This window comes from Actinoplanes derwentensis (genome assembly GCF_900104725.1).
Classification (GTDB): domain Bacteria; phylum Actinomycetota; class Actinomycetes; order Mycobacteriales; family Micromonosporaceae; genus Actinoplanes; species Actinoplanes derwentensis.
On sequence record NZ_LT629758.1, the window covers coordinates 138333 to 163467 of the forward strand.

Sequence of the window (25135 nt, forward strand, 5' to 3'; positions counted from 1 at the left end):
TGCCCTCCGGGGTTCATCCGACGAGCCTGGCGATAGACCGCAGGGGGATCCGCAGCCAGCCGGGCCGATGTCGGGCTTCGTACGCGGCCTCGTAGACCGCCTTGTCCAGCTCGTACGCCGCCAGCAGCGCACCGTGCTCACGCGGGTCGGTGCCGGCCGCGCTGGTGTATCCGTCGCAGAACGCCGACTGGTTGCGGTCCACCCACTCCCGGGCCCGGGCCGCCAGATGCTCCTCGTCGTCCTGGTCGACCAGCAGCTGGTAGGCCGCGTACTCGTAGGACCGCAGCACCCCGGCGACGTCGCGCAGCGGCGAGTCGGGCAACCGGCGTTCGTCCAGCGGCTGGCCGGGCTCGCCCTCGAAGTCGATCAGCAGCCAGCTCTCCGGAGTGCGCAGCACCTGACCCAGGTGCAGGTCGCCGTGGATCCGCTGGACCTCGACCTGCTCGCCGGTGAGGGCGGTGAACCGATCGGTGATCGCCGGGACGTACTGCTGCAGTTCGGGCACCGCGCCGGCGGCGGTGCGCAGCCGGGCCAGGACCGCGTCCAGCGGGAACGGCGCCGGGCCGCTGCCGAGCTGTTCGGCCAGGGTCAGGTGGACCGAGGCGACCGCCTCGCCGAGCCGGTACGACTCGCCCTGGAAGTCACCGCCGACCTCGTCCGCGCCGAAGGCGGCGTCGGCGAACAGGTCCCGGGCCGAGGCGGTGGCCATCGCCCAGCCCTCGGCGGAGTTCACCGCGTATTCGGTGACCATGCCGAGAGCGTGGTCACCGGACGCCTGGAACGACCCGAAGAGCCGGGCCACGTGCGGATTCCCGGCCCGGCCGAGGACCCGGTTCAGCTCGATGTCCGGGTTGACACCGGAGGTGACCCGCCGGAACAGCTTCAGGATCGCGTCCTGGTCGAAGATCACGCTGGTGTTGCTCTGCTCCGCGTCGAACACCCGCGGCCAGGCCTCCAGCGGTAGCGTGACACCCGGCTCCTTGTCGAAGCTGACGTCACCGGCCAGCACCGACCGGTCGAAGAGCCCGAGCAGGTAACGCGCCGCCGCCGGGTCGTAGAGGGCGTCGTAACCGGTCCGGCCGTCGTCGTCGGTGCCGATGGTGGCCACCGCGCTGTACTCGGCCATCGGCCCGGCACCCCAGCCCACCACGATCTGGTAGCGCTCGGAACTGCCGTCGGTGTACTCCACGTCGACGAGGACCAGCTCCAGGTCCTCGCCCAGCGGGGTCGCGGACGCCTGTTTGGCCGAGGACAGGACCCGGCTGCGCCCGGCGTACCAGCGCTGTTTCGGTAACCACTCGGCGAAAGGCAGCGTCATTGCTTCTCCTCGGACCCGCACAGTTGGAACCAGTAGAACCCGTGCCCCGGAAGGGTCAGAAGGTACGGCAGCTGGCCGATCCGGGGGAAGTTGACATGACCGGTCAGTTCCACCGGGGTGTACCCGTTCCAGTGCTGGAGATTCAACTCGATCGGCTGTGGGAAGCGCGACAGGTTGTTCACGCAGAGCACCACGTCGTCGCCGATCTCCCGCAGGTAGGCGAGCACCGACGGGTTGGAGCCGCCCAGTTCCCGGAACGTGCCGGTGGCGAACGCCTCGTGCCGGCGCCGGACCGCGAGCATGGTCCGGGTCCAGTTCAGCAGCGAGGTGGCGCTGTCCCGCTGGGCCTCCACGTTCACTGCCTGGTAGCCGTACACCGGGTCCTGGTTGACCGGCAGGTAGAGCCGCCCCGGGGTGGCCGTGGAGAACCCGGCGTTGCGGTCCGGGGTCCACTGCATCGGGGTGCGCACGCCGTCGCGGTCACCGAGCCAGATGTTGTCGCCCATCCCGATCTCGTCGCCGTAGTAGAGCACCGGTGAACCGGGCAGCGACAGCAGCAGTGCGGTGAACAGCTCGATCTGGTTGCGGTCGTTCTCCAGCAGCGGGGCGAGCCGGCGGCGGATGCCGACGTTCGCCTTCATCCGCGGGTCCTTGGCGTACTCGGTGAACATGTAGTCGCGCTCTTCGTCGGTCACCATCTCGAGCGTCAGCTCGTCGTGGTTACGCAGGAAGATGCCCCACTGGGTGTTCTCCGGGATCGGTGGTGTCTGGGCCAGGATCTCCGAGATCGGGAAACGCGACTCCCGTCGTACGGCCATGAAGATCCGTGGCATCAGCGGGAAGTGGAACGCCATGTGGCACTCGTCGCCGCCGGAGCGGACGTCACCGAAGTACTCCACCACGTCGGCCGGCCACTGGTTCGCCTCGGCCAGCAGCACCCGGCCGGGGAACTCGTCGTCGATCACCTTGCGGCAGTGCTTGAGGAACGCGTGCGTCTGCGGCAGGTTCTCGCAGTTGGTGCCCTCCTCCTCGAAGAGGTACGGCACCGCGTCCAGCCGGAACCCGTCGATACCCAGGTCCAGCCAGAACCGCAGGACGTCCAGCATCGCCTCCTGCACCTTCGGGTTCTCGTAGTTGAGATCCGGCTGGTGCGAGAAGAACCGGTGCCAGTAGAACTGCCGCCGCACCGGGTCGAACGTCCAGTTCGACTCCTCGGTGTCGACGAAGATGATCCGCGCGTCCTGGTACTTCTCGCTGGTGTCGCTCCAGACGTAGAAGTCGCCGTACGGACCCTCGGGGTCGGTGCGGGACGCCTGGAACCACGGGTGCGAGTCCGAGGTGTGGTTCATCACCAGGTCGGTGATCACCCGGATGCCGCGTTTGTGCGCTGCGTCCAGCAGGGCCACGAAGTCCTCGACCGTGCCGAACTCGGGCAGCACCTTGTAGAAGTCGCGGATGTCGTAACCGCCGTCGCGCAGCGGCGAGTCGTAGAACGGCGGCAGCCACAGGCAGTCGACACCGAGCCACTGCAGATAGTCGAGCCGTTCGATCAGGCCACGAAGGTCGCCGCCGCCGTCGGAACCCGAGTCGTAGAAGGCCCGGACCAGCACCTCGTAGAAGACGGCCCGCTGAAACCAGGTCCGGTCGGCGGGCAGAGTCCGGGCGTGCCCGAACTCGTCGGAGGTCGGATGTTCGACCACCCCGTCCTCGGTGTGGCTTCCCTCAGCCGGATCGTGTTCTGACGTCGACAGCTCCATCGTGTTTCTCCCCTTGTTACTACCGTGCCTGTACGACGAACACGTGTGCCGGCTCCACGAATGGATCGATCCGGACCGCGTTGTACTGCCCCCACTCGTACGACGCCCCGGTGATCTGGTCGACGACGGTGAACCGGTCGTGCCATTCCAGGCCCAGAGCCGGCATGTCCAGAGTGGTGTTACCCCACTGCACGTTGCTCGAGTCGAACGAGCAGATGACCAGAACCGTGTTTCCGGTCTCCGGATCCCGTTTGGAGAAACAGAGCAGCGCGCCGTTGTCGATCTCGTGGAATCGCAGGTTGCGCAGCCAGTGCAGGGCCGGGTTGTCGTTACGGACCCGGTTGAGCTTCGTCAGATAGGGCGCCAGGGATCGGCCGGCCCGCTCCGCCGCCGCCCAGTCCCGCGGCTTCAGCTCGAATTTCTCGTTGTCGATGTACTCTTCCGCGCCCGGCCTGGGCACGTGCTCGAACAGCTCGTAACCGGAGTAGAGACCCCAGGACGGAGTCAGCATCGAGGCCAGCACCGCCCGGATCTTGAACATCGGCGGGCCGCCGTTCTGCAGCGACTCGTGCAGGATGTCCGGTGTGTTCGGCCAGAAGTTCGGCCGCATCCAGTCGATCGAGGTGAGGAGCTGTTGCATGTACTCCTTCATCTCGGCGGCGGTGGTGCGCCAGGTGAAGTAGGTGTACGACTGCGTGAACCCGATCTTGCCGAGGCCGTTCATCATCGCCGGGCGGGTGAACGCCTCGGCCAGGAACAGCACGTCCGGGTTGGTCTCCTTGACCTTCGGGATCAGCCACTGCCAGAAGTTGACGGCCTTGGTGTGCGGGTTGTCCACCCGGAAGATCTTGACCCCGTTGTCCACCCAGTGCATGACCACCCGGTGGACCTCGTCACGCAGGGTGCGGTAGTCGTTGTCCCAGTTGATCGGGTAGATGTCCTGGTACTTCTTGGGCGGGTTCTCGGCGTACGCGATGGTGCCGTCGGCCTTCGTGGTGAAGAACTTCGGGAACTGCTTGACCCACGGGTGATCCGGCGCGACCTGCAGCGCCAGGTCGAGCGCGATCTCCATGCCCAGCTCTTCGGCCCTCTCGCGGAACGCGATGAAGTCCTCGAGAGTGCCCAGCTCCGGGTGGATCGCGTCGTGACCGCCCTCGTCGGAGCCGATCGCCCACGGCGAGCCGACGTCCTCCGGCCGCGCGATCAGGGTGTTGTTACGGCCCTTGCGGTTGATCCGGCCGATCGGGTGGATCGGCGGCAGGTAGACGACGTTGAAGCCCATCGCCGCCACCGCGGGCAGCCGGTCGATGGCGGTCCGGAAGTTACCGTGCTTGATCGGCGTGGCGTCCGGGCCGATCTCGGCACCCTCGGAACGGGGGAAGAACTCGTACCACGACGAGTAGAGCGCGCGCTGCCGGTCCACCCAGATCGCGAACGACCGGGTCGTGGTGACCAGTTGCCGCACCGGGTTGTGCCAGAGCAGCTCTTCCAGGTCCAGCGCCGGAGTGACCCGGGAGAACAGCGACTTCTCGGTGTCACGCAGCGCGGCGGCGGCGTCGCGGACCCGGTCCTCGTCCTCCGCCGGGACGATCTTGGTGGCCAGGTCGAGCACGTCGGCGCCCTCGGCCAGGTCGTTCGCCAGTTCCTCGGCGCTCTGCCCGGCGCCGATCTTCTTCACCACCGCGTCGCGCCACGTCCGATACGGATCGTCGAACGCCTCCACGGTGAACGTCCACCGGCCGACCTCGTCGGGCCGGATCGCGCCGTGCCACTTGTCGAGGCCCGGCTCGCCGGGGGTCATCCGGGTGAAAGCCTGAATCGCGCCGTCGGGGCCGCGCCATACCACGTTCACGCCGAGCGCGTGGTGACCTTCGCGATAGGACACCGCCGAGACGGGAACCAGTTCACCGACCACCGCTTTCGCGGGGTAGCGGCCACCGGAAACGGCTGGTGTCACGTCTTCGATGGGGAAGCGACCGGTCATGATCTCCACCGTAGTCAGAGGGGTGCGGGAGGACTCGGCGACCGGGAAAACCAGCGCGCGCGGTGTCCCTATGACTTCTCCGCAGCGGAGTTTTTGAAACGGCCGATCGCCGATGCGTCCCAACCTACCGGAGGGGGACCCGCACCACGCATCCAGACGCGGCCGCGCGCGGCCGGAGAACACGATGATTTCACCTGATCGCAACAGGCGTTCATCTTTCGCCGCCGGGATGCTCCATCCGGACCGCCGGGACGGGAGTGCGTCGGTTGCCCTCGGTTGCCATCGGGGAACCCCGCTCAAGACCGGTCCCACGGCACCGAAACATCCCTCGACGCTTACCGACACCGGTGAGCGCACGAAGGAGGAGATCAACGTGGCCGGACTGTCCACCGCCCTGTCCCCGGTGATCGCCGCCAGCACCCACTGGCTGGCGCGGGCCTACCCCGGCGGTGAGGCCAACACGGTCTCCCACACGCTCGCCGAGCTCCAGGCCCGGCAGGCGATCACGGTCGCCGCCTGGCTGCGCTACCCCACCGAGATCGACGCGGCGCTCGTCGCGATCGCCGGCCCCGGCGGTTCCGCGATCCTCGACTGGCGGGCCGGCAGTGAGCCCGAGGACGAGTTCGCCGACGGTGAGGGCTGGCGTACCTGGGTCGACGAGGTCGTCGTCTCCTGGGCCGCGTGCCTGCTCGCCGACCCGCTCCTGGCCCGCCGCGGCGTCGACGCGGTCATCGCCGCGATGCCGGTGCCGGACCAGCGGCCCCGCCCGCACGGTCGCCGCGGTGGCCTGCCCAACGAGTTCCGCCGCCTGCTGCAGCCGGACGCCCGCGACCGGGACGCCGCCGCCTTGCTGCGCCACCCCGACCTGCTGGACCCGATCGCCGGCATGCACCGTGACCAGCTGCTCTACCTCCTGGACGCCGAGCAGGACCGCACCCCCCTGGCGGCCTGAATTCGGCTACCCCTCGCCGAGGGCCGGTTCGCGCACGCGGGTGCGGACGGCCCGCCGGAACGGTGCGGGGTACTCCAGAGGCCGCAAGGCCGGCATCACCCGAAGTCCTCCCGGGTGCCGGTCTTGCGGCCTCTTTCGTCGTGCTCAGGCCAGGCGGGCCGGGAAACCGCCGGTGGCGATCGGGCCCCAGGACTCGATCGTCACCCGGATCAGGCACTTGCCCTGGTCGGTCATGGCCTGGCGGTACTCGTCCCAGTTCGAGTGCTCGCCGGAGATGACCCGGAAGTACTCCACCAGCGGCTCCACCGCGTCCGGCAGGTCGATCACCTCGGCGACGCCGTCGACCTGCACCCACGGGCCGTTCCACTCGTCCGACAGGACGGTCAGGGTGACCCGCGGGTCACGGCGGATGTTCGCCACCTTCGCCCGCTCCGGGTAGCTGGCGATGACGATCCGGCCCTCGGTATCGACGCCGCACGTGTTCGGCGACGACTGCGGGCGGCCGTCCTTCTTCGTCGTCAGCAGGATCGCGTGGTGTCGCGAGCGCAGGAACTCGACCAGTTCCGCCCGCTCGACAGTCGAGTTCGTCGCCACTGTGCGTGCCATGTCGGTACTCCCCAATCGTGTTCGTCAGGCCTTTGAGGCGGCGATCGCTGCTCCGATGATGCCCGCGTTGTTGAGCAGGGTGGCCGGGACGATCGGGGTCTTGATGTCGAGCAGGGGGAAGAACTTCTCCGACTTCTTGCTGACACCGCCGCCGACGATGAACAGCCGCGGCGACAGCAGCATCTCCACGTGGCGCAGGTAGCGCTCGACCCGGACCGCCCACCGCTCCCAGCTCAGGTCCTCGGACTCGCGGGCGCGGTCGGACGCGAGCAGCTCGGCGTCGGCGCCGTCGATCTCCAGGTGACCGAACTCGGTGTTCGGGATCAGCACGCCGTCCAGGAACAGGGCGCTGCCGATGCCGGTGCCGAAGGTCAGCATCATGATCAGGCCGGCCTGGTCGCGGCCGCCGCCGAACGCCACCTCGGCCACCCCGGCCGCGTCGGCGTCGTTGAGAACCGTGACCGGTCTGCCGAGGCGCTCGGTGAAGAGCCGCGCGGCGGGCGCGCCGAGCCAGGACTTGTCGACGTTGGCGGCGCTGCGGGTCACCCCGTCGACCACCACACCCGGGAAGGTCACGCCGACACTGTCGAAACCGTCGAACTGGGCCGCTACCTGGGCGACCGCCTCGACCACGCTGGTGACGTCGGCCGGCTGCGGGGTCGGCACCCGGAAGCGCTCGCCGAGCAGTTCGCCGCGGAGCTGGTCGACCGGAGCCCCCTTCACGCCGGAGCCGCCGATGTCGATGCCGAGGATGGTCATCCGTCTTCCGTTCTGCCGTCACCTGCGGTTGTTTCCGCGGTTGGTGTCTACCACGTGGGCACTACGGGGAAACCCGCGCTATCGGGTGCGACCTGGCCGCCACCATCGAGTGAATCCGCTGCGTGACTGACGGCTTCACGTCAAGTCACTCATACTTTCGGCTGGCTGTGGCTAGGCTACTTGGCTAACGTTGCACTTCAGAACGGTCGCCGCGTGCGGGCACGGCTCTCTGCCCGCTGATGGAGGACCACTCATGACCCTGCTACAGGCGCCACGCCATCCCGCGCACTCGGTGCCGGGGACCACCGCATCCGAACTTCTGACCGAGTTGTCGTCAGCTCCCGCCGGGGCGCGGCGCACCCGGCTGCGGGCCCGGGCGATCGAGGCCTGGCTGCCTCTCGCCCGGCACCTCGCGCACCGCTACTCCGGCCGCGGCGAGCCCACCGACGACCTGATCCAGACCGCCACGGTCGGCCTGATCAAGGCCGTTGACAAGTTCGACCCCGAGCGCGGAGTCGACTTCGCCGGTTACGCCATCCCGACCATCATCGGCGAGATCAAACGCCACTTCCGGGACCGCACCTGGTCGGTCCGGGTGCCGCGCCGCCTCCAGGAGCTGCGCCTGGCCATCACCGAGGCCAACAGTTCCCTCACCCAGGTCCTCGGCCGGTCGCCGACCGTCCCGGACGTCGCCTTCCACCTGGGCATCACCGAAGAGGACGTGCTGGAGGGCCTGGAGGGGGCCCGGGCGTACAACGCGACCTCACTCTCCACCCCGATCAGCGCCGACGGCACCACCGAGCTGGGTGACACCCTCGGCGGGGAGGACCACGAGTTCGAGGTCGCCGAGACCCGCGTCGCGCTCGGCCCGGCGATGGCCAGCCTCGACCAGCGCGAGCAGAAGATCCTCACGATGCGCTTCTACGGGAACCTGACCCAGTCGCAGATCGCCGACCAGATCGGGATCTCCCAGATGCACGTCTCCCGCCTGCTCACCCGGGCCCTCGGCAAGCTGCGGCGCCACCTCGACGCGGAGATCTGACCGGCTGTTCGACGGCCCGCGGTGTGACCCGCGGGCCATCGTTGCTCACTCGGCGCCGCTGACCTGCCAGTTCAGGCTGATCAGCAGGGTCCGGGCCTCGTCGGCGACCTCGGCGTCGGCGTGCACCTCGTACGAGGACGCCTGGATCGAGCTGCGGGAGGTGAAGTCGCGCCGGCCGCCGGTCGCGGCGTGCGCGATGGCCCCGAAGATCGCACCCCAGATCGCGCCGATGACCACCGTGGTCAGCAGGATCGAGATCCAGCTGGAGTCGCTGAAGATGCCGAAGAACAGGCCGATCAGCAGACCGAACCAGGCGCCGCTGGCCGCGCCCGCGCCGGACGCCCGGCCCACCGTCAGCCGGCCCAGCACGTTCTCCACCAGGCGCAGGTCGGTGCCGACGATGGTGGTCCGCTGCACCGGGAACTTGTTGTCCGACAGGTGGTCGACGGCCTGCTGCGCGAGGGCGTACTCGGGGTAGGTGCCGACCACGATCGTCGGGCCGGTCCCGGCGCTGGTGCCGGTGGTCTGCGCGGGCAGGGCCGGCACGGTTCCGGCGGGACCGGGCGGGACGGCCGGTCCGGGGCTCACCGAGACGGTCGCGGTGGGCTCGGGTTCGGCCCGGTGATCGGAGGGCGTCGTCATGAGGGGGCTCCTTATTTCGCGGAAGCGGAAGCAGATGCGGGGGCGGAGCTGGAAGCGGGGGCGGGGGCCGGCTCGGCCGCGGTGAGCCGGATCCAGACGATGAACGCGACGGCGGTCGCGGCGACGATGCCGGCGGTACCGGTGAGGAAAGCGAACCGGCCGGAGACCAGATCCGGCAGGGCACCCTCGGAGAGGGCGACCGAGGCCATCCCGAAAGTGGCGGTCGCGATCGACAGGACGGCCGCGCCGCCCAGCACCATCATCACCAGGCGGTTGGGCAGTTGCAGGGCCCGGCTCGGGCCGCGCCGCAGCAGCCGCACCCCGAACAGCGCCAGCGACCCGCAGGCCAGCACGATGAACAGGGCGGCGATCGCGTCACTGGGCCGGTGCCACTCGGCCCAGACGGTGGCGACCGAGACGATCGCGACGTAACCCGCGCCGGCCAGGCCGACCATCCCGCGCATCGCCCGGGGGAAGACCAGCACCAGTACGAACGCGGCCGAGGCGGCGGCCGTGGCGTGACCGCTGGGCCACGAGTTCGGCATCGGGAAGTCGTCCAGCAGCGGCCGGCTGAGCCCGGCCTTGAGCTGCTGGGTGACCACGTTCGCGGTCACCACCAGGAAACCGGCGGCCAGCGCGAGGTCCATCCGTCGGCGCAGCGCCCCGAACACGGCGGCGAGCAGGCACACCCCGGCGAGAATGATGAAGCGGGTGTTGTCGAGCGTCCGGGTCAGCACCTCACTCACCTGTGGATGCTGGAAGTCGCCGCCCCGCAGCGCCTCGGTGTCGATGATCTGCCCCAGCGAGGTGCCGATGAACAGCCGGTGCACCGCGTACGCGGCACCCGCGGCGAAGGCCGCCACCACCAGCGGACTGATGGTGTGCCACGTGCTGACCGGCGTCTTCCGTGGTGCTTTCACGGACGTCTTCACCGGCGTCTTCCGGGGTGTTCTCACGGGCGCCGGTTGGGACGCGACGGCTGACATGGGGCCTCCTGGTCGAGCGATGTGCAACGCGGCTTTCCCCGATGCCGTGCTTTTGATGCGTGACTTCGGCAACGCTTTCGCACCCCTTCGCGCTCTCGCCCCGCACCGGGGGCCGTGGACCTTCGTAACCGACGCCGGCGCACCTGCTCCGGCGCCGGACGAGGGGACCTTCTCACATGGGGCACACCACCCGACGACTGCTCACCGGCGTCCTGCTGGTGCTCGCCGCCGGGGCCGGTACGGTCACGTCACCCGGCGTCGCGCAGGCGGCCGGTTCCGCCGGCGTCATCGGCACGATCCGCACCACCGACGGCCCGGTCAACGTGCGCAGCGGGCCCTCGGCCAAGTCCGCGGCCGTCCGGAAGATCGCCAACGGCGGCACCGTGCGGCTGGCGTGCTCGGTCCAGGGCCCGAAGGTCAAGGGCACCGTGCGGACCACCACCCAGTGGGACCGGCTGCCCGACGGGCGGTTCGTCTCGCACGCCTACGTGCTCTCCGCGGTTCTCAAGCCGTGCCCGCCGGCCGTCCCGGCGCCCGCTCCCGCGCCGACCACCCCGGCCCCGGTTCTGACGCCGGAGCAGTTCATCAAGGCCGCGGTGCCCGGAGCCCAGCAGGGCTGGCGGCAGTACGGGGTGCCGGCCTCGGTGACCATCGCCCAGTCGATCCTGGAGTCCGGCTGGGGACGCAGCGGCCTCTCCTCGACCGACAAGAACTACTTCGGGATCAAGTGCCAGAAGGGCGCGTACGGCCCGCACGCGAACGGCTGTCACGTCTACACGACGAACGAATGCGACAAGGCCGGTAAGTGTTTCGTGACCGAGGACGCGTTCCGGACGTACGCCTCGATGTCGCGCTCGTTCCAGGACCACGGCCACTTCCTGCGCAACAACAAGCGGTACACGCCCGCGTTCGCCTTCACCAAGGACGCGGACAAGTTCATCTGGAACGTGTGGAAGGCCGGTTACGCCACCGACCCGGAGTACTTCACCAAGGTTACTAAAATCATGGTCAAACACGATTTGTACCGGTACGACACCTGGAAGTGATCCGCGGCCTACGCTGCCTATGGTGGGGCAACGGGAGAACGGAGTGTGGCGGGCCACCGGCCCGCTGCTCTCCGTCTCCGTGCTCGTGATCGGCCTGATCGCCACCGTCCTGTCCGCGGCCGCGCTGTACGACGCCCAGCAGGACACTGCCGGCCGGATCATGGACCAGCGGCACGATGCCGCCCTGGAGTCGATCCGCCTGGAGACCGAGCGCTACCGCGGCATGGTCGACACCCTCGCCGCCGGAATCGCCAACGACCCGGTCACCACGGGGGACGATTTCGACGCCGCGTCCCGCCCGCTCGTCGACGCCGCCCTGGTCGGCGCGGCCCCGGTGGCCTTCGTCGTCCCGATGCCCGCCGACCGGCTCGCCGCCACCGAGCGGCTGTGGCGCGAACGTGGCGCGTCGGGCCCGGCCTTCCGCCCCGACCCGGCCGTCGGTGAACACTACTTCGCGGTCTTCGTCCGCCCCCTCGACGAGCAGGAGGAGGGCCCGCGACTGGGGACCGACCTGGCCGCTGTCGAACCGATCGCCGGCACCCTGGCCACCGCCCGCGACACCCGCCAGACGACCGTCTCCGACGCGTACGTCCTGGTCCGCGACCGCCGGCTGCCCACTGCCGAGCAACAGCAGTCGTTCGTCTTCGCCGCGCCGGTCTGGACCACCGCGAACACCTCGCAGTTCCGCGGCTGGGTGGTCGCCGGCCTGCGCAGCGCCAACTTCCTGCGGGACGTCCTGGACAACGCCGGACAGGGCCAGATCGCCGGTGACCTCATCTCCATCGACAGCGGCGCCCACCGCGACGTGGTCGCCACCTGGGGCGGCGACAGCGCCGGTGACCTGCACCGGAGCGGCCCGATCCGGGTCGCCGACCGGGACTGGATCCTGGAGACCAGCGGCGACTCCCGGCGACTGTCCGGCGCGGCCTGGTACCTGCCGATCCTCGCCCTGACCGGCGGCCTCGTCCTCTCCGGGCTGGTCGCCTGGCTGGTGCACGTGCTCGCCACCGGCCGGGCCCGGGCCCGCGACCAGGTCGACGAGGCCACCGCGGACCTGCGCGGTGCCGAAGCCGAGAGCCGGCGGCAGGCCGAACTCCTCGGCGCGATCATGACGACCATCGGTGACGGGGTCAGCGTCGTCGACTCCACCGGCCGTGTCCTGCTGGAGAATCCGGCCGCCAAACGGCTCCTCGGCGTCACCGAGAACCCGGCCGGCCCGTCGCAGTGGCAGGAGGTCTACGGCGTGTACCGGCCGGACGGCCGGACCCCGCTGCCGATGGAGGAGATGCCGCTGATCCGGGCCCTCAACGGTGAGGCCGTGGACGGATTCGAAGTGCTCATCCGCAACCCCGGGCGGCCCGAGGGAGTCCTGATCAGCATCGACGCGCGGCCACTCGACCCGAGCGCCGGCGAACACGGGGCCGTCGCGGTCAGCCGCGACATCACCGAACTGCGCCGCTACGAGGCCGACCTGTCGATCTTCGCGGGGGTGGTGGCGCACGATCTCAAAGCGCCGCTGTCGGTCGCCCGCGGATACGCCGAACTCGCCCTCGACGAACTCCCGGACGACGCGGCCGCCCAGGACGCGCTGCATCGCATCGTCAAATCCGTCGACCGGATGGACATGCTGATCGAGACGCTGCTCGCCTACACCACCGCCCGGCACGCCCCGCTGCGCACGGTGGCCCTCGACCCCGCCCCGCTGACCAGGGAGATCGTCGAGGACCGGATCGCCGCCCTCGGCCCCGGAGCGGCGCAGCCCGACTGGACGATCGGCGATCTGCCACCGGTGGAGACCGACCCGGCGATGCTGCGGCACATCCTTGACAACCTGATCGGCAACGCCCTCAAATACGTCCGGCCCGGGTCCGTGCCGCGAGTCGACATCGCCGCCGTGCCCTCCGGGAGGTGGGTGCGCATCGAAGTCGCCGACGCCGGGATCGGCATCCCCGACGCGGACAAACCCTATGTCTTCGAGTCCTTTCACCGTGCCGAGACCGCCGTCGGTTACGCCGGGACCGGCCTCGGGCTCACGATCTGCCGCCGCATCGTGCAACGGCACGGTGGCGAGATCGGGGTGGAGGACAACGACGGACCCGGCGGGGGTACGCGATTCTGGTTCACCCTTCCGGCGGCGTCGCCCACCGAGCCCCTGTCCGCGGACGCCTCGGCCTCGGCCGACCCGGAGATCAGGGAGGCCCTGGCCCAGTCGATGCGGGACCGGGCCGCACTGATCGAGGCGACCCGGCTGCCCGGGCTCGCCTCACCCAACCCACTGCGCACCCCCATACCGGGACGGCCTAGCTCTCCGCAGTGACCCGCGGCGGCAGCAGCTTCGTGATCAGCGCCAGCAACTGTGCCGGAGCGAACGGTTTCAGCAGCGTCGCCGACGCCCCGGCGTCCTCGGCCAGTCCGTCACCGGGCATCAGCGACCCGCTCGCCACCACCACCGGGATGTGCCGCAGGTCGTCGTCGGCCCGGATCGCCCGGCACAGGTCCAGGCCCGTCATGTGCGGCATGTCGACATCGGTGACCACCAGGTCGGGCCGGTGCTCCTTGACCGCGGCCAGGGCAGCGGCCCCGTCCGACGCCGCGACGACCCGGTGCCCGGCCCGTTCCAGCGACCGTTTCAGTACATACCGGATGTCATCGTGATCTTCCGCAACTACGATCACCGCTCGGCCCCGTTCGCTAGCGCCACTCCCCGTCAATGGAGATATCGAGTCACTCCCGATTTTGTGACGGGCGAACGGCAGCCGTCGCGCCGCGATAGATCCAAAGTGGCCGAACAGGTGATGGCACACGCTTGATCCGCAGCCAATCGTAGGGCGGGTGGACACCAGCCTCGACATGTCCGGCGATACACCGCTGAAGACCGACGAAGGTGACCCGGTCACCCGGGGCATGCCGGGGTGGAAGAAGGCCCTCCTCGTCCTCTCCACGCTCGTGCTGGTGATCGTCGCCGGGATCACCGGGGGCGGCTACTACCTGTATCAGCGCTACGACAGCAAGGTCGCGCGGGCCACACTCCTGCCGCCGGTCGCGCCCCAGGAGGCGGCGCAGAGTGCCGAGAACTGGAAGTCCGGCGCGGTGAACCTGCTGCTGCTCGGCTCGGACTCACGGGCCGCCGAAGCCGGTGGGGACAGCCCGGCCGGGGAGCGCTCCGACACGATCATGCTGGTGCACATCGCCAAGGGCCGGGACAAGGCGGCGATCATCTCGATCCCGCGGGACAGCTACGTGAACGTGCCCGCCGGTGGGAGCTGGAAGGGCGGCAAGAACAAGATCAATGCCGCGTTCGCGTTCGGTGGGGCGGAGCTGACCGCCACGACGGTGCGGCAGCTCACCGGGGTCGTGCTGGACGGCGCGATGATCGCCGACTTCGCCAGCATCCGGAACCTGGTCGACTCGGTGGACGGGGTCGAGGTCTGTGTGCCGTACGACGTGGTGTCCACCTTCTCCGACAAGGTGTGGAAGCAGGGCTGTCACGAACTCGACGGGGACACCGCCGAGGAGTTCATGCGGCAGCGCTACCAGGTGCCGGGCGGGGACTTCGGGCGGATGTACAACCAGCAGCTCGTCGTCAAGGCCGTCGTCGCGAAGGTGTCCAGCAGCGGTGCGATGACCGATCCGCTGGCGCTCGACGGGCTGATCGGCATCGCCGCCGACTCGCTGACCGTGGATCAGAACCTGGATCTGCGGGACCTCGCGTTCGCGGTGCGGGGGATCAGGCCCGCCGCCATCTCGTACGCCACCGTGCCGTACACCTCGGCGTCTCTGAAGACCTCGGCCGGGACGGCCGTGCGGCTCGACCCGAAGAAGTCGGCGGCGATGTTCGCGGCGGTCAAGGACGACACCATCGATCAGTGGCTGGCCGCCAACCCGTCGAAGACGCCCGGCAGCTGAAGCGGCGATAATCACCAGGCGGTCCGCAGCGGTTCCGCCTATTCTTGCTGCGCCATGTCGATAACGCCTGCCGCCCTGCGCACCCAGATCTCCGAACTGCTGCCCCGCGATCAGCGGAGGCTTCAGCGCCGCCTCGACTCAAGCCGGAGGATCCGCGACGACGATGCGCGGGCCGCCGCGCTCGCCGAGATCAACGCCGAAACCGAGCGAGCCAGGTCCCGGCTGGAGAGCCGGCTGGCCTCGGTGCCCGCCGTGACGTACCCCGAGGGTCTGCCGGTCAGCGCCCGCAAGGACGACATCGCTACCGCGATCCGGGACCATCAGGTCGTGGTCGTCGCCGGGGAGACCGGGTCGGGCAAGACCACCCAGATCCCGAAGATCTGCATCGAACTGGGCCGGGGTGTCCGCGGTCAGATCGGGCACACCCAGCCGCGGCGGATCGCGGCCCGGACGGTGGCCGAGCGGATCGCCGAGGAGATGGACCGGCCGCTCGGGTCGACGGTCGGCTACAAGGTGCGGTTCACCGATCAGGTGAGCGACGACACCCTGATCAAGGTGATGACCGACGGCATCCTGCTCGCCGAGATCCAGAACGACCGGATGCTGTCCCGGTACGACACCCTGATCATCGACGAGGCGCACGAGCGCAGCCTCAACATCGACTTCATCCTCGGCTACCTGCGGGACCTGCTGCCGAGACGGCCCGACCTCAAGCTGATCATCACGTCGGCGACGATCGAGACGGCCCGGTTCGCCGAGCACTTCGCGGACGCGGGCGGCAAGCCGGCGCCGGTGATCGAGGTGTCCGGCCGGACCTATCCGGTGGAGGTCCGTTACCGGCCCCTGGTGACGGTGACCGAGGACGACACCGAGGAACCGCAGGACGTGATCGACGGCATCGCCGCCGCCGTCGACGAACTGCCCCGCGACGGCGACATCCTGGTGTTCTTCTCCGGCGAGCGGGAGATCCGGGACACCGCCGACGCGCTCAACCGCAAGGACCTGCGCGGCACCGAGGTCGTCCCGCTCTACGGCCGGTTGTCGGCGGCCGAACAGCACCGGGTCTTCGAACGGCACAGCGCGCGCCGGATCGTGCTGGCCACCAACGTCGCCGAGACGTCGCTGACGGTCCCTGGCATCAAGTACGTGATCGACCCCGGCACCGCCCGGATCAGCCGCTACAGCCATCGGCTCAAAGTGCAGCGCCTGCCGATCGAGCCGGTCTCACAAGCCAGTGCCAACCAGCGAAAAGGGCGTTGCGGCCGGACGTCGGACGGCATCTGCATCCGGCTCTACTCGGAGGAGGACTTCGAGCAGCGGCCCGAGTTCACCGAACCGGAGATCCTGCGCACCAACCTCGCCTCGGTGATCCTGCAGATGACCAACCTGGGGCTCGGTGACCTGCAGAAGTTCCCGTTCATCGACCCGCCGGACCAGCGCAACATCACCGACGGCATCAAGCTCCTGGAAGAACTCGGAGCCCTGGAGAGCCGAAAACTCACCCCGATGGGCCGGCAACTCGCCCAGCTCCCGGTCGACCCGCGGCTGGCCCGGATGGTGATCGAAGCCGACCGGCAGGAGTGCCTGGCCGAGGTGATGGTGATCGCCGGCGCGCTGTCCATTCAGGACCCGCGCGAGCGCCCCGCCGAGAAACAGCAGCTGGCCGACGAGAAACACGCCCGGTTCGTCGACAAGGAATCGGACTTCTTCAGCTATCTCAACCTGTGGCGCTATCTGCGGGAGAAACAGCAGGAACTGTCCGGCAACCAGTTCCGCCGGATGTGCCGCAGCGAATACCTGAACTATCTGCGAATCCGTGAGTGGCAGGACATCTACTCGCAGCTCAAGCAGGTCGCTCGTACCCTCGATCTGCATCTGAAGGAGGACTGGGAGGCCGGCGTCGCGTCGCAACCCCTGCACTCCGCCCTCCTCGCCGGCCTGCTCAGCCACATCGGCATGAAGGACCAGGAGAAACGCGAGTTCATCGGCGCACGGGGCGCCAAGTTCGCGATCTTCCCGGGTTCGGCGTTGTTCAAGAAGCAGCCCCGCTGGGTGATGTCGGCCGAACTGGTCGAGACGAGCCGCCTGTGGGGCCGGGTGAACGCCCGGATCGAACCGGAATGGGCGGAGAAACTCGCGCCGCATCTGGTGAAGAGCAGTTACAGCGAACCGCACTGGGACTCGAAGATGGGCGCCGTCATGGCGTTCGAGAAGGTCACCCTCTACGGCCTGCCGATCGTGCCGCGCCGCCGGATCGGATACGGCCGGGTCGATCCGGTGGTCTCCCGGGAACTGTTCATCCAGCACGCACTCGTCGAAGGCGACTGGGAGACGCACCACAAGTTCTTCACCGAGAACAAACGGCTCCTGGAACGGATCAGCGAGACCGAGAACCGGGCCCGGCGACGCGACATCGCGGTCGACGACGAGACCGTCTTCGCCCTGTACGACGCGAAGATCCCGGCCGACGTGGTGTCGGCGCGACATTTCGACAGCTGGTGGAAGAAGGCCCGGCACGATGCCCCCGACCTGCTGACCTTCACCCGCGAGGACCTGGTCAACGCGGGGCGGGACACCGTCGACCCGCAGGCGTTCCCGGACGCGTGGATCAGTAACGGCGTGCGGATGCCGCTCTCCTACACGTTCGAGCCGAACACGCCGCACGACGGGGTGACCGCGACCGTTCCGCTGGAACTCATCAACAAGATCGACGCGGAGGACTTCGGCTGGTCGGTGCCCGGGTTCCGCCGCGACGTGGTGATCGCCCTGATCCGGGCGCTGCCCAAACAGCTGCGTACCGCCTTCGTGCCGGTGCCGGACTGGGCCGAGGCCGCCCTCGACCGGGTTCCGGTGCGGCGTGGCCCGCTGCCCGACGCGATCGGCGGCGAACTGCGCCGGCTCACCGGGACCGTGGTACCCCGCGACGCGTGGCGGCCCGACCAGGTGCCGGACCACCTGCGGGTGAACTTCCGGATCGTCAACGAGGCCGGCGAGACCGTGGCCCAGGGCCGTGACCTCGAGGTGCTGCGCCGACAACTGGCGCCCAAGGTGCAGGCCACCATCTCGAAAGCGGCCGGCAACCTGGAACGGCGGGGCATCACCGCCAACGACTTCGGGGTGCTGCCACGCCGGATCGCCCAGGTGCGCGGCGGGTACGAGGTGAACGTCTGGCCCGCGCTCGTCGACGAGACCGACAGTGTGGCGATCCGGGTCTTCGAGGACGAGGCGTCCCAGCGGGTGGCGATGGCCGCCGGAACCCGCCGGTTGTTACTGCTCACGCTCCCGCCGGCGGCGCGGTTCCTGCAGGGGCGCCTGGACAACCGGGCCAAGCTGGAGCTGTCCCGGGCCAACCCGTACAAGTCGATCGCCGATCTGCTCGACGACTGCGCGGGTGCCGCCGTGGACCGGCTCGTCGCCGAAGCCGGGGGACCGGTGTGGTCGTCGATCGAGTTCGCGTCGTTGCGGGACACCGTGCGCCAGGACCTGGTCGACGCGGTCGCCAACCTGGTCACTCAGGTGCAGGCGGTGCTGGCCACCGCGTACGACGTCGATCAGCGTCTTCGTTCCCTCAAGGATCCGCAGCTTCTCCCGGCTCTGGCCGACATCCGGCAGCAGCTCAAGGGCCTGGTGCACGTCGGGTTCGTGACCGAGGCCGGGTGGCGGCAGATCCATCAGATGCCCCGTTACCTGCGCGGCATCGTGCACCGGCTGGACCGGGTCGGCGGCAGCCTCGGCCGGGACCGGCAGTTGACCACGCAGATTCACGAGATCGAGTCGGAGTACCGCGAACTGCGCACCCAGGCCGGCCGTAACGGGCCCGCCGAAGAGGGTCTGCGGGAGATCCGCTGGATGATCGAGGAGCTGCGGATCAACTACTTCGCGCAGGCGCTCGGGACCGCGTACCCGGTCTCCGACAAGCGCATATATAAGGCTATGGATTCGCTGCCGATCTGAAAAGGTGCAGGTCGGTGCGCCTCTGGTGCCGTTCGGTCACTCCTGTAGTCGTGGCCGGACGGCACAGTTTAGGTTTCTCGGCATGACGAACTTCGCCTTCGCCGCCTCTGTCGCCGCCGTCCGCCCCGCCGGGGCCTACCTCGACGAGATGATGGCCCGGGTCGGCGTCGACGGCCTGACCGCCGCGTTCGCCGAGCCGGGCCTGCTCGCCCTGATCGACCAGCACGCCGCGGCGGTGCGGGAGGCGCTCCGGACCGCCGGTCGCCGCCCCGACGCTGCCGGGCTCGCGGCGTACGCCCGCAGCCTCGCCGCCGCCGCGGTCCGCAGCGGACGGCCGCTGCCGGAGCCCGGTGCCGCTCCGGCGTCGGTCGCCGGGTGGGCGTCGGCCGGCTTCCCGCTGCTGCGCGTGGTGGCGGTCTGCCTGATCGCGGTGTCCTCTAACGAGCTAAATTGAACCGGACTTAATGCATTAAAAAGCCCAATAGGGGATGTTTGACTGCATGAAGATCCTCCGGCTCGCGGCCCTGTCCGCGCTCCTCACGCTTCCCCTCCTCGGCGCCCCCGCGTCCGCGGCCGCCGAGCCGACCGGACCGGGGCTCGTCGCCCGCTACAACTTCGACGGCGGCACCAGCGAGGGCAAGATCAACGACCTGTCCGGCCGCGGAGCCGCGCTCACCCTGCGCGGCTCCAACAACGGCCAGGTCAGCATCCTCACCGAAGGCGCCGGCCGGTTCGCCGCGTTCCCCGCCATCTGCGCCGCCGCCGTATCCAACTGCGCCAAGGCACTCTTGGAGACACCCGACCGCCCCGACCTCGACCCCGGCACCCGCAACTTCAAATGGGCCGCCAGCGTGCGACTCACCGCCGGCCAGCTCAGCGGCAACGCCAACGTGATGCAGAAAGGCGTCGCCAACGCTGAAAGTCAGTGGAAGATGCAGGTCACCAGCAAGACCGGCCGCGCCCAGTGTGTGCTGGTCGCCCGCGGCAGCGCCCAGACGTTCACCGCCACGTCGGCCCGCCCCGTCGCCGACGGTTCCTGGCACCGCGTCGCCTGCGAACGCGCCAACGGTTCCCTCGCCGTCGCCGTCGACGGCGTGACCACCGGCAGGGTGACGGTCCCCGCCACGGTCGGCGTCGACAACGCCATGCCGATGCGCGTCGGCGGCCCCAACCTGGCCGGCTCCGGCGACATGTACCACGGCCAGATCGACGACATCTACATCCAGCTCGGCTGATCCGGTTCGACTGAACCCACGGAAATCCGGTTCGGCTGACTCCGCGAGCAGTCCGGCTCGGCTGCACCCACGAAACCGCCCGGCACCGGGATGTCCCCGGTGCCGGGCGGCTTTTTCATGCCCGGACTCGCCAGCCGGAAGTGTCCCCGGGCTGATGAACGTTCCTAGCTGCGGCGGAACGCGTAGCCGCGCCCGCCCGAGGAGCGATTCGCGCGGGCGCGGCCGGAACGCTCCCGGGCCGCCTGACGTTCGTCCCCGGCGCCGTGATGCGCGGCAGCCGAACCGGTTGAGTGATCCTTATCGGGCCCCGGAGGCATCGTGGGGTGCAGGGCGGCGGCGATGTCGCGTGCGGCGATCTCGTCCAGGTTCAGGTGCACGGAAAAGGGTTCAGCAGGCATGCAGCGACCTCCTTGAAGGCTCCACGCGGAGCCGGAAGCGAAACGGCGGCCATCGTCGCGGAGCCGGATGTGGGCCGGCGGTCAAGGTGGGACCGTGGCCATCGTCGTGGAGACGACATCGGACGGCGGCCATCGCCGTTGGAGTTGGACGTGGGCGTCGGTCATCGCCGCAGGAGCCCGTGCGGGACTGGCCTGCGGGGGACCGCGAGCAAGGGAACGCCACCGGACCGCGGCCGGACAGGTCAGCCGGGTGCGCGACGACGGCCCGGCAGGTGTGTGGCCTGACCGGACGTGCCGAACTCGGGACGGAGAAGCGCGTGAACCAACCCACTCCGGCCGGGCGCGGCATGCGGAGGACGGCGCGGCCCATACCGATGCGCGAGGCTCGGCGGGCGGCGGTCAGGAAGCAATCACAGCATGTCGCTCACGCTATTGCGGCCGGTGAGGGGCCGCAACCGATTATTCGGTACGCCGGTCAGGTCCCGCGGAAGTCGTCGGCCTCGGGACTACAGCGCTACGCAGTCCCTGTTCATGGCCGTTGCGCGACCGCCGGGCCGAATGCGGTGGTCGCCGGGGGGAGCGCTTCGGTGGGTATGTACAGGGCGTAGGCCATCTCGGCGGCCTCGGCGGCCTCGGCGGCCTCGGCGCCTGCCTCTGCGGCCTCGGCGCCTGCCTCTGCGGCGCCTCGCGTCGGAAGCGTGACCTCCTGGTGAATCGGAGGAGCCGAGTGCTGCCGCGGAAGCGGGGTCGACACCGATTTCCCAACCGGACGTACCCGCTGCTGGTGCCCCTGGGTCTGCCTGTCCCCCGGGACAAGGTGATCCCCGGCAGATACCTTGCCGACGACGCCGCCGCGCCCGGTCTGCACCGGATCCGCGAGGTGGTGGACCCGGAATACCAGGCGAACCGGGACCATGTGCGAGGTGCCTGCTCCTACATCAACATCGTCTACTGAACCATCACGGCGAGTGTCGCGCGGTGCCACTTCGCGAGGGCGCCGGGCGGCATTCGCCGTTCAGACGGCAGGTGAGGCGGGACTGGGTAACCGGTCCCTCTCGGTGGGAACCGCGCTCGGCGGTGCGGTCAGCGGCACCTTCCTCGCGGACGAGATCGGCCGCCTCGCGCGCCGCGTCCGCGGTGTGGCGGGTTCGGGTGGCGGGACCACCGCATTCGGCCCGGCGGTCGCCGGGCGGTCTGGGGGAGGGACCGCCTTGCGGGGTGGGGCGGTGCTTTGGTGTGGCGTACCGGAAAAGGGTTTCAGGGTTGTGGGATCTTGGTCAGGGCGGTGTCCAGCAGGTTCACCGAGGACGGGAAGTCGATCAACTGGTCCCGGATCAGGCGCAGGCCGGCTCGCAGGGCGTTCGGGGGGACGTCGCGAGCCCGGAGGACTTCGGTGGTCCACTGGGTGAAGTCGAGGAAGATGGTGGGCTCGCCCACGTAGAGGGCGGCGGCCAGGAAGTCGACCAGGTGGCCCAGGTCCTCGGCGGTGGATTCGGCCTGGGATTGGTCGTAGTGGTGGGCCGCCGGGTAGGACGCTGCCAGGCGCTGCATCGATGTGGTGATCAGTTCCGGTCGGCGGCGGGTCAGGTGGGTGTATTCCTCGTCGGCCGACAGGGGCTCGGCCGGGGAGTACAGCGGGCCGGCGACGTAGGGCGGTGGCCAGTCGGTGGCCAGGCGGGTCACCGCGTCCTCGCCGGTGGCGGCCCACGCCTGGGCGCCCAGAGGTTGCGCCCAGCGGCCGCCGGGGCCGAAACCGCGGCCGCCGGCGATCACCGGGACTCCGGCGGCTCGGCAGGCGGTGATGGCGGCGTGCGCGCGGGGGAGCCGGGTCGGGATCATGCAGCTCAGGGCCACCGCGTCGGGGCCGGTCTGGTGCAGGTGGGTGATCAGGTGGCGGCCGGGGACGCTGGCGCCCAGGTAGTCGACGCGCCAGCCGTCGAGGCGCAGCAACTCGGCGAGCATCCGGGCAGGTAGGCCGTGCCATTCGCCGTCCACACAGGCCAGGGTGATCCGGCCGCGCGCGGGTGGGGCGGCGACGGTGGCCGGGGCGCGGGTCCGGCCGGGGAAAGCGGGGGACGCGGGGGCGGGGGTTCGGGCGGCGATGGTGGCCAAGGCCCGTTCGGCGGCGGCGGTGGCGGCGTGTTCGCGGGCCACCGACCATTCGTTGGCGGCCCACAGCTCGCCGACGCGGATCTGGGTGGCGCCGATCAGGTCGACGATGAGCCGCTGTGCGGGAACGCCGTCGTCGAGCAGGCCGTCGACGAATGCGGCGGCGCCCTGCTCGTCGCCGTCGGCGACCAGGGCCAGGTAGTGGCCGGCCACCGCGTCGTCGATGCGGGTGACGACCTGGTGCGCGGTCACGAGCGGGGTCTCGGCCGCCGGTCGCTGATCGCGTACGGCGACGGGACGGCCGCTCCGCCGTCGCGCAGGCTCAGCGGGGTGCGGGTGGGGGCGCGGACCGCGAGCATGGCGATGTCGTCGGAGTGGCCGCCGTGCGACCAGTCGGAGACCAACTGCCGGATGCGTTCGACGGCGGCGGTGCCGGGGATGCCCCGGCAGGAGGAGAGGGCCTGCTGGAGGCGGGCCTCGCCGTACTGTTCGCCGCCGGTGGGGCCGCCGCGCGCCTCGGTGAGGCCGTCGCTGTAGAGCAGGCACAGTTCGCCGGGGGCGAGTTCGACGGTGGCCGGACGCACCACGGTGCGGGGCAGCACGCCGATCAGGGTGCCGGTGACCGGCACCTCTTCGACGGTACCGTCGGCGCGCAGGATCAGCGGTGGCGGGTGGCCGCCGGTGGCCAGGGTGAGCCGGACCCGGCCGTGGTCGATCCGGGTGACCGAGCCGACCACCAGGGTCACGAACCGGGACTGCCGCCCGGACTGGAGCAGCGCCTGGTTGAGCACATGCAGCATCTGCTCCGGACCGGTCCCGACCAGCCGCAGCGCGCGGAGCGTCTGCCGGATCTTGCCGGTGAGCACCGCCGCTTCCGGCCCGGTGCCGCACACGTCGCCGAGGGCGATCACGGTGTCGGTGCTGTCGCCGTCGGGGGCGAAGACGTCATAGAAGTCGCCGCCGATCCGCAGCGTCTCGCGGGCGGCCTGGTAGGAGCCGGTCAGCTCGAAACCGTCGATCTGCGGCAGTTCCGGCGGCAGCAGGTCGGCCTGCAGGACCGCGGTGATCTCGACCTGCTCCTGGTAGAGGGCGGCGGCCGAGATCGCCGAGCCGGCGCGGGCGGCGAAGACCCGGGCGAGCAACTCGTCCTCGGAGGTGAAGACGTCACCGCGGGCCAGGATCAGCGCGCCGGCCGGTTCGGCGTTGCCGGGCAGCGGGACGACCAGCAGCGCACCGACCGAGCCGAGCGAGGCCGGCATCAGCCAGCCGGGCACCTGTGCCGGGTCGAGCCAGCGGCTCGGGATCGGCGGGAAACCACCGAGGGCCTCGGCCAGGCCCGGCACCTCGGCGAGCAGCGGCTCACGCAGGGTGCCCTCCTCGACGGCGTGGCCGGGGGCGAGACGGGCCCAGGAACTCTGCCGGCGGTGCACCGGGCGGACGACCACGGCGACATCGGCGAGGTGGGCGACGGCGATCTCCAGCGTGGTACGGATGACCCGGCGCACGTTCAGGGAGGCGGACAGCCGCTGACCCGCCTCGACCAGGAACGAGGCCTGGAGCAGGGTGGTGGATGTCGTCATGTCGCCTCCTGTTCCATCCCCGTCGAATTCCTCAGCCTACGTGGTCGGACGGCAGACCACTCAGATCGACCACCACCGGGGCGTGATCGGACGGTCCCTTTCCCTTGCGGGCGTCCCGGTCGACATACGCGTCGGTGACTGCCGCGGCCACACCGGCGCTCGCGTAGACGAGGTCGATCCGCATCCCCTTGTTCTGGTGGAACATGCCCGCACGGTAGTCCCAGTAGGTGTACGGATGGTCACCTTTGAGGGCCCGGGCCGGTACGTCGGCGAGCCCGATCCCACGGACGGCGGCGAGCGCGTCCCGTTCCGGCACGGTGACGTGGGTGGATCCGGCGAACACCGAGACGTCCCAGACGTCGGCGTCGTCCGGGGCCACGTTCCAGTCACCGGCCACCACCAGCGGGCCGGCGGCCAGGTCGGGGATCAGGGCGTCGCGCAGGGCGGACAGCCAGGCCAGCTTGTACGAATAATGCGGGTCCTCCGGGCTGCGGCCGTTCGGCACGTACACCGACATGAACCGGATACCGCCGCACACGGCACTGATCGCACGCGCCTCCGGATCGGGGAAACCGGGCTGGCCGGTGAATCCGTGCCGCACGTCGTCGAGGCCGACCTTGGAGAGCAGGGCGACCCCGTTCCAGCGGCCCTGGCCGTACGCCGCGGTGGTGTACCCGAGGGCGGCGACCTCCTGCTCCGGGAACGCGTCCCCGGCGACCTTGGTCTCCTGTAGGCACACGACGTCGGGGGCGGTGCCGGTGAGCCAGTCGAGCAGCCGGGGCAGCCGGGCCTTGACCGAGTTGACGTTCCAGGTGGCGAAGCGCATACCGGATTTCTACCCGGTCGGGCGCCGGGTGGCGG

General features: G+C 69.9%; 21 protein-coding genes. 9 read left to right on the forward strand and 12 right to left on the reverse strand.

Features of this window, described 5'->3' with window-relative positions; genetic code table 11:
• Positions 1–13 precede the first annotated feature (13 nt).
• From BLU81_RS00640 to BLU81_RS00650, 3 genes are read right to left on the reverse strand one after another with little or no spacing between them, the layout of a single operon-like run.
• Positions 14–1318, reverse strand: coding sequence for a maltokinase N-terminal cap-like domain-containing protein (locus BLU81_RS00640; protein WP_092540622.1), 1305 nt, complete (start codon positions 1316–1318; stop codon positions 14–16).
• Positions 1315–3075 carry a maltose alpha-D-glucosyltransferase gene (gene treS / locus BLU81_RS00645; protein WP_092540624.1) on the reverse strand — a complete coding sequence of 587 codons (1761 nt, stop codon included), beginning with the start codon at positions 3073–3075 and terminating at the stop codon, positions 1315–1317. The genes BLU81_RS00640 and treS overlap by 4 nt, the downstream gene beginning before the upstream one ends.
• A gap of 19 nt (positions 3076–3094) precedes the next feature.
• A complete protein-coding gene (locus tag BLU81_RS00650) occupies positions 3095–5059 on the reverse strand; it encodes an alpha-1,4-glucan--maltose-1-phosphate maltosyltransferase (protein WP_092556384.1) in 1965 nt (654 codons plus the stop codon).
• 373 nt (positions 5060–5432) lie between these two features.
• Between BLU81_RS00650 and BLU81_RS00655 the strand changes: the two genes are divergently transcribed.
• Positions 5433–6011, forward strand: a complete 579-nt coding sequence (locus tag BLU81_RS00655) for a hypothetical protein (protein WP_172890473.1) — start codon at positions 5433–5435, stop codon at positions 6009–6011.
• Positions 6012–6155: 144 nt separating this feature from the next.
• Here the strand turns inward: BLU81_RS00655 and BLU81_RS00660 are convergent, their stop codons facing one another.
• Both BLU81_RS00660 and ppgK read right to left on the reverse strand, forming a co-directional pair.
• Positions 6156–6617: a PPOX class F420-dependent oxidoreductase gene (locus BLU81_RS00660; protein WP_092540626.1), complete on the reverse strand. Its 462-nt coding sequence runs from the start codon at positions 6615–6617 to the stop codon at positions 6156–6158.
• A 24-nt stretch (positions 6618–6641) separates the two neighbouring features.
• Positions 6642–7376 carry a polyphosphate--glucose phosphotransferase gene (gene ppgK / locus BLU81_RS00665; protein WP_092540628.1) on the reverse strand — a complete coding sequence of 245 codons (735 nt, stop codon included), beginning with the start codon at positions 7374–7376 and terminating at the stop codon, positions 6642–6644.
• Between the two features lie 253 nt (positions 7377–7629).
• On the opposite strand from ppgK, the gene BLU81_RS00670 reads away from it, so the two are divergent.
• Positions 7630–8418 (forward strand): RNA polymerase sigma factor SigF, encoded by a 789-nt coding sequence (locus BLU81_RS00670; RefSeq protein ID WP_092540630.1) that lies wholly within the window; start codon positions 7630–7632, stop codon positions 8416–8418.
• Positions 8419–8463: 45 nt separating this feature from the next.
• Here the strand turns inward: BLU81_RS00670 and BLU81_RS00675 are convergent, their stop codons facing one another.
• Both BLU81_RS00675 and BLU81_RS00680 read right to left on the reverse strand, forming a co-directional pair.
• Positions 8464–9060, reverse strand: coding sequence for a general stress protein (locus BLU81_RS00675; protein WP_231953929.1), 597 nt, complete (start codon positions 9058–9060; stop codon positions 8464–8466).
• An 11-nt stretch (positions 9061–9071) separates the two neighbouring features.
• Positions 9072–9980 carry a phosphatase PAP2 family protein gene (locus BLU81_RS00680; RefSeq protein WP_231953931.1) on the reverse strand — a complete coding sequence of 303 codons (909 nt, stop codon included), beginning with the start codon at positions 9978–9980 and terminating at the stop codon, positions 9072–9074.
• 242 nt (positions 9981–10222) lie between these two features.
• Between BLU81_RS00680 and gsmA the strand changes: the two genes are divergently transcribed.
• Together gsmA and BLU81_RS00690 are read left to right on the forward strand one after the other, a co-directional pair.
• Positions 10223–11092, forward strand: a complete 870-nt coding sequence (gene gsmA, locus BLU81_RS00685) for a sporangiospore maturation cell wall hydrolase GsmA (protein ID WP_092540634.1) — start codon at positions 10223–10225, stop codon at positions 11090–11092.
• A gap of 19 nt (positions 11093–11111) precedes the next feature.
• A complete protein-coding gene (locus tag BLU81_RS00690) occupies positions 11112–13409 on the forward strand; it encodes an ATP-binding protein (protein ID WP_092540636.1) in 2298 nt (765 codons plus the stop codon).
• Here the strand turns inward: BLU81_RS00690 and BLU81_RS00695 are convergent.
• On the reverse strand, positions 13393–13767 hold the full coding sequence (locus BLU81_RS00695; RefSeq protein ID WP_092540638.1) for a response regulator: 375 nt from the start codon (positions 13765–13767) through the stop codon (positions 13393–13395). The genes BLU81_RS00690 and BLU81_RS00695 overlap by 17 nt on opposite strands.
• A 157-nt stretch (positions 13768–13924) precedes the next feature.
• Between BLU81_RS00695 and BLU81_RS00700 the strand changes: the two genes are divergently transcribed.
• The 4 genes from BLU81_RS00700 (at position 13925) to BLU81_RS00715 (ending at position 20187) form a co-directional block, all read left to right on the forward strand.
• Complete coding sequence (locus BLU81_RS00700) at positions 13925–14998, forward strand: LCP family protein (protein ID WP_231953933.1); 1074 nt, start codon at positions 13925–13927, stop codon at positions 14996–14998.
• Between the two features lie 54 nt (positions 14999–15052).
• Positions 15053–18952 (forward strand): ATP-dependent RNA helicase HrpA, encoded by a 3900-nt coding sequence (gene hrpA, locus BLU81_RS00705; protein WP_092540640.1) that lies wholly within the window; start codon positions 15053–15055, stop codon positions 18950–18952.
• 82 nt (positions 18953–19034) lie between these two features.
• A complete protein-coding gene (locus BLU81_RS00710) occupies positions 19035–19406 on the forward strand; it encodes a DUF6401 family natural product biosynthesis protein (RefSeq protein ID WP_092540642.1) in 372 nt (123 codons plus the stop codon).
• A 46-nt stretch (positions 19407–19452) separates the two neighbouring features.
• On the forward strand, positions 19453–20187 hold the full coding sequence (locus BLU81_RS00715) for a LamG-like jellyroll fold domain-containing protein (protein ID WP_092556392.1): 735 nt from the start codon (positions 19453–19455) through the stop codon (positions 20185–20187).
• A gap of 164 nt (positions 20188–20351) precedes the next feature.
• Here the strand turns inward: BLU81_RS00715 and BLU81_RS00720 are convergent, their stop codons facing one another.
• A complete protein-coding gene (locus tag BLU81_RS00720) occupies positions 20352–20585 on the reverse strand; it encodes a hypothetical protein (RefSeq protein WP_092540644.1) in 234 nt (77 codons plus the stop codon).
• Between the two features lie 784 nt (positions 20586–21369).
• Here BLU81_RS00720 and BLU81_RS47495 point away from each other — a divergent pair.
• The gene (locus BLU81_RS47495) at positions 21370–21540 is read left to right on the forward strand and encodes a hypothetical protein (RefSeq protein ID WP_157751061.1); all 171 of its coding nucleotides are present in this window, start codon (positions 21370–21372) and stop codon (positions 21538–21540) included.
• Positions 21541–21842: 302 nt separating this feature from the next.
• On the opposite strand, the gene BLU81_RS00730 is transcribed toward BLU81_RS47495, so the two are convergent.
• From BLU81_RS00730 to BLU81_RS00740, 3 genes are read right to left on the reverse strand one after another with little or no spacing between them, the layout of a single operon-like run.
• The gene (locus tag BLU81_RS00730; RefSeq protein WP_092540648.1) at positions 21843–22946 is read right to left on the reverse strand and encodes a cobalamin B12-binding domain-containing protein; all 1104 of its coding nucleotides are present in this window, start codon (positions 22944–22946) and stop codon (positions 21843–21845) included.
• Positions 22943–24274, reverse strand: coding sequence for a PP2C family protein-serine/threonine phosphatase (locus BLU81_RS00735; RefSeq protein WP_092540650.1), 1332 nt, complete (start codon positions 24272–24274; stop codon positions 22943–22945). The genes BLU81_RS00730 and BLU81_RS00735 overlap by 4 nt, the downstream gene beginning before the upstream one ends.
• 31 nt (positions 24275–24305) lie before the next feature.
• A complete protein-coding gene (locus tag BLU81_RS00740; RefSeq protein WP_092540652.1) occupies positions 24306–25100 on the reverse strand; it encodes an exodeoxyribonuclease III in 795 nt (264 codons plus the stop codon).
• Between the last annotated feature and the right edge of the window lie 35 nt (positions 25101–25135).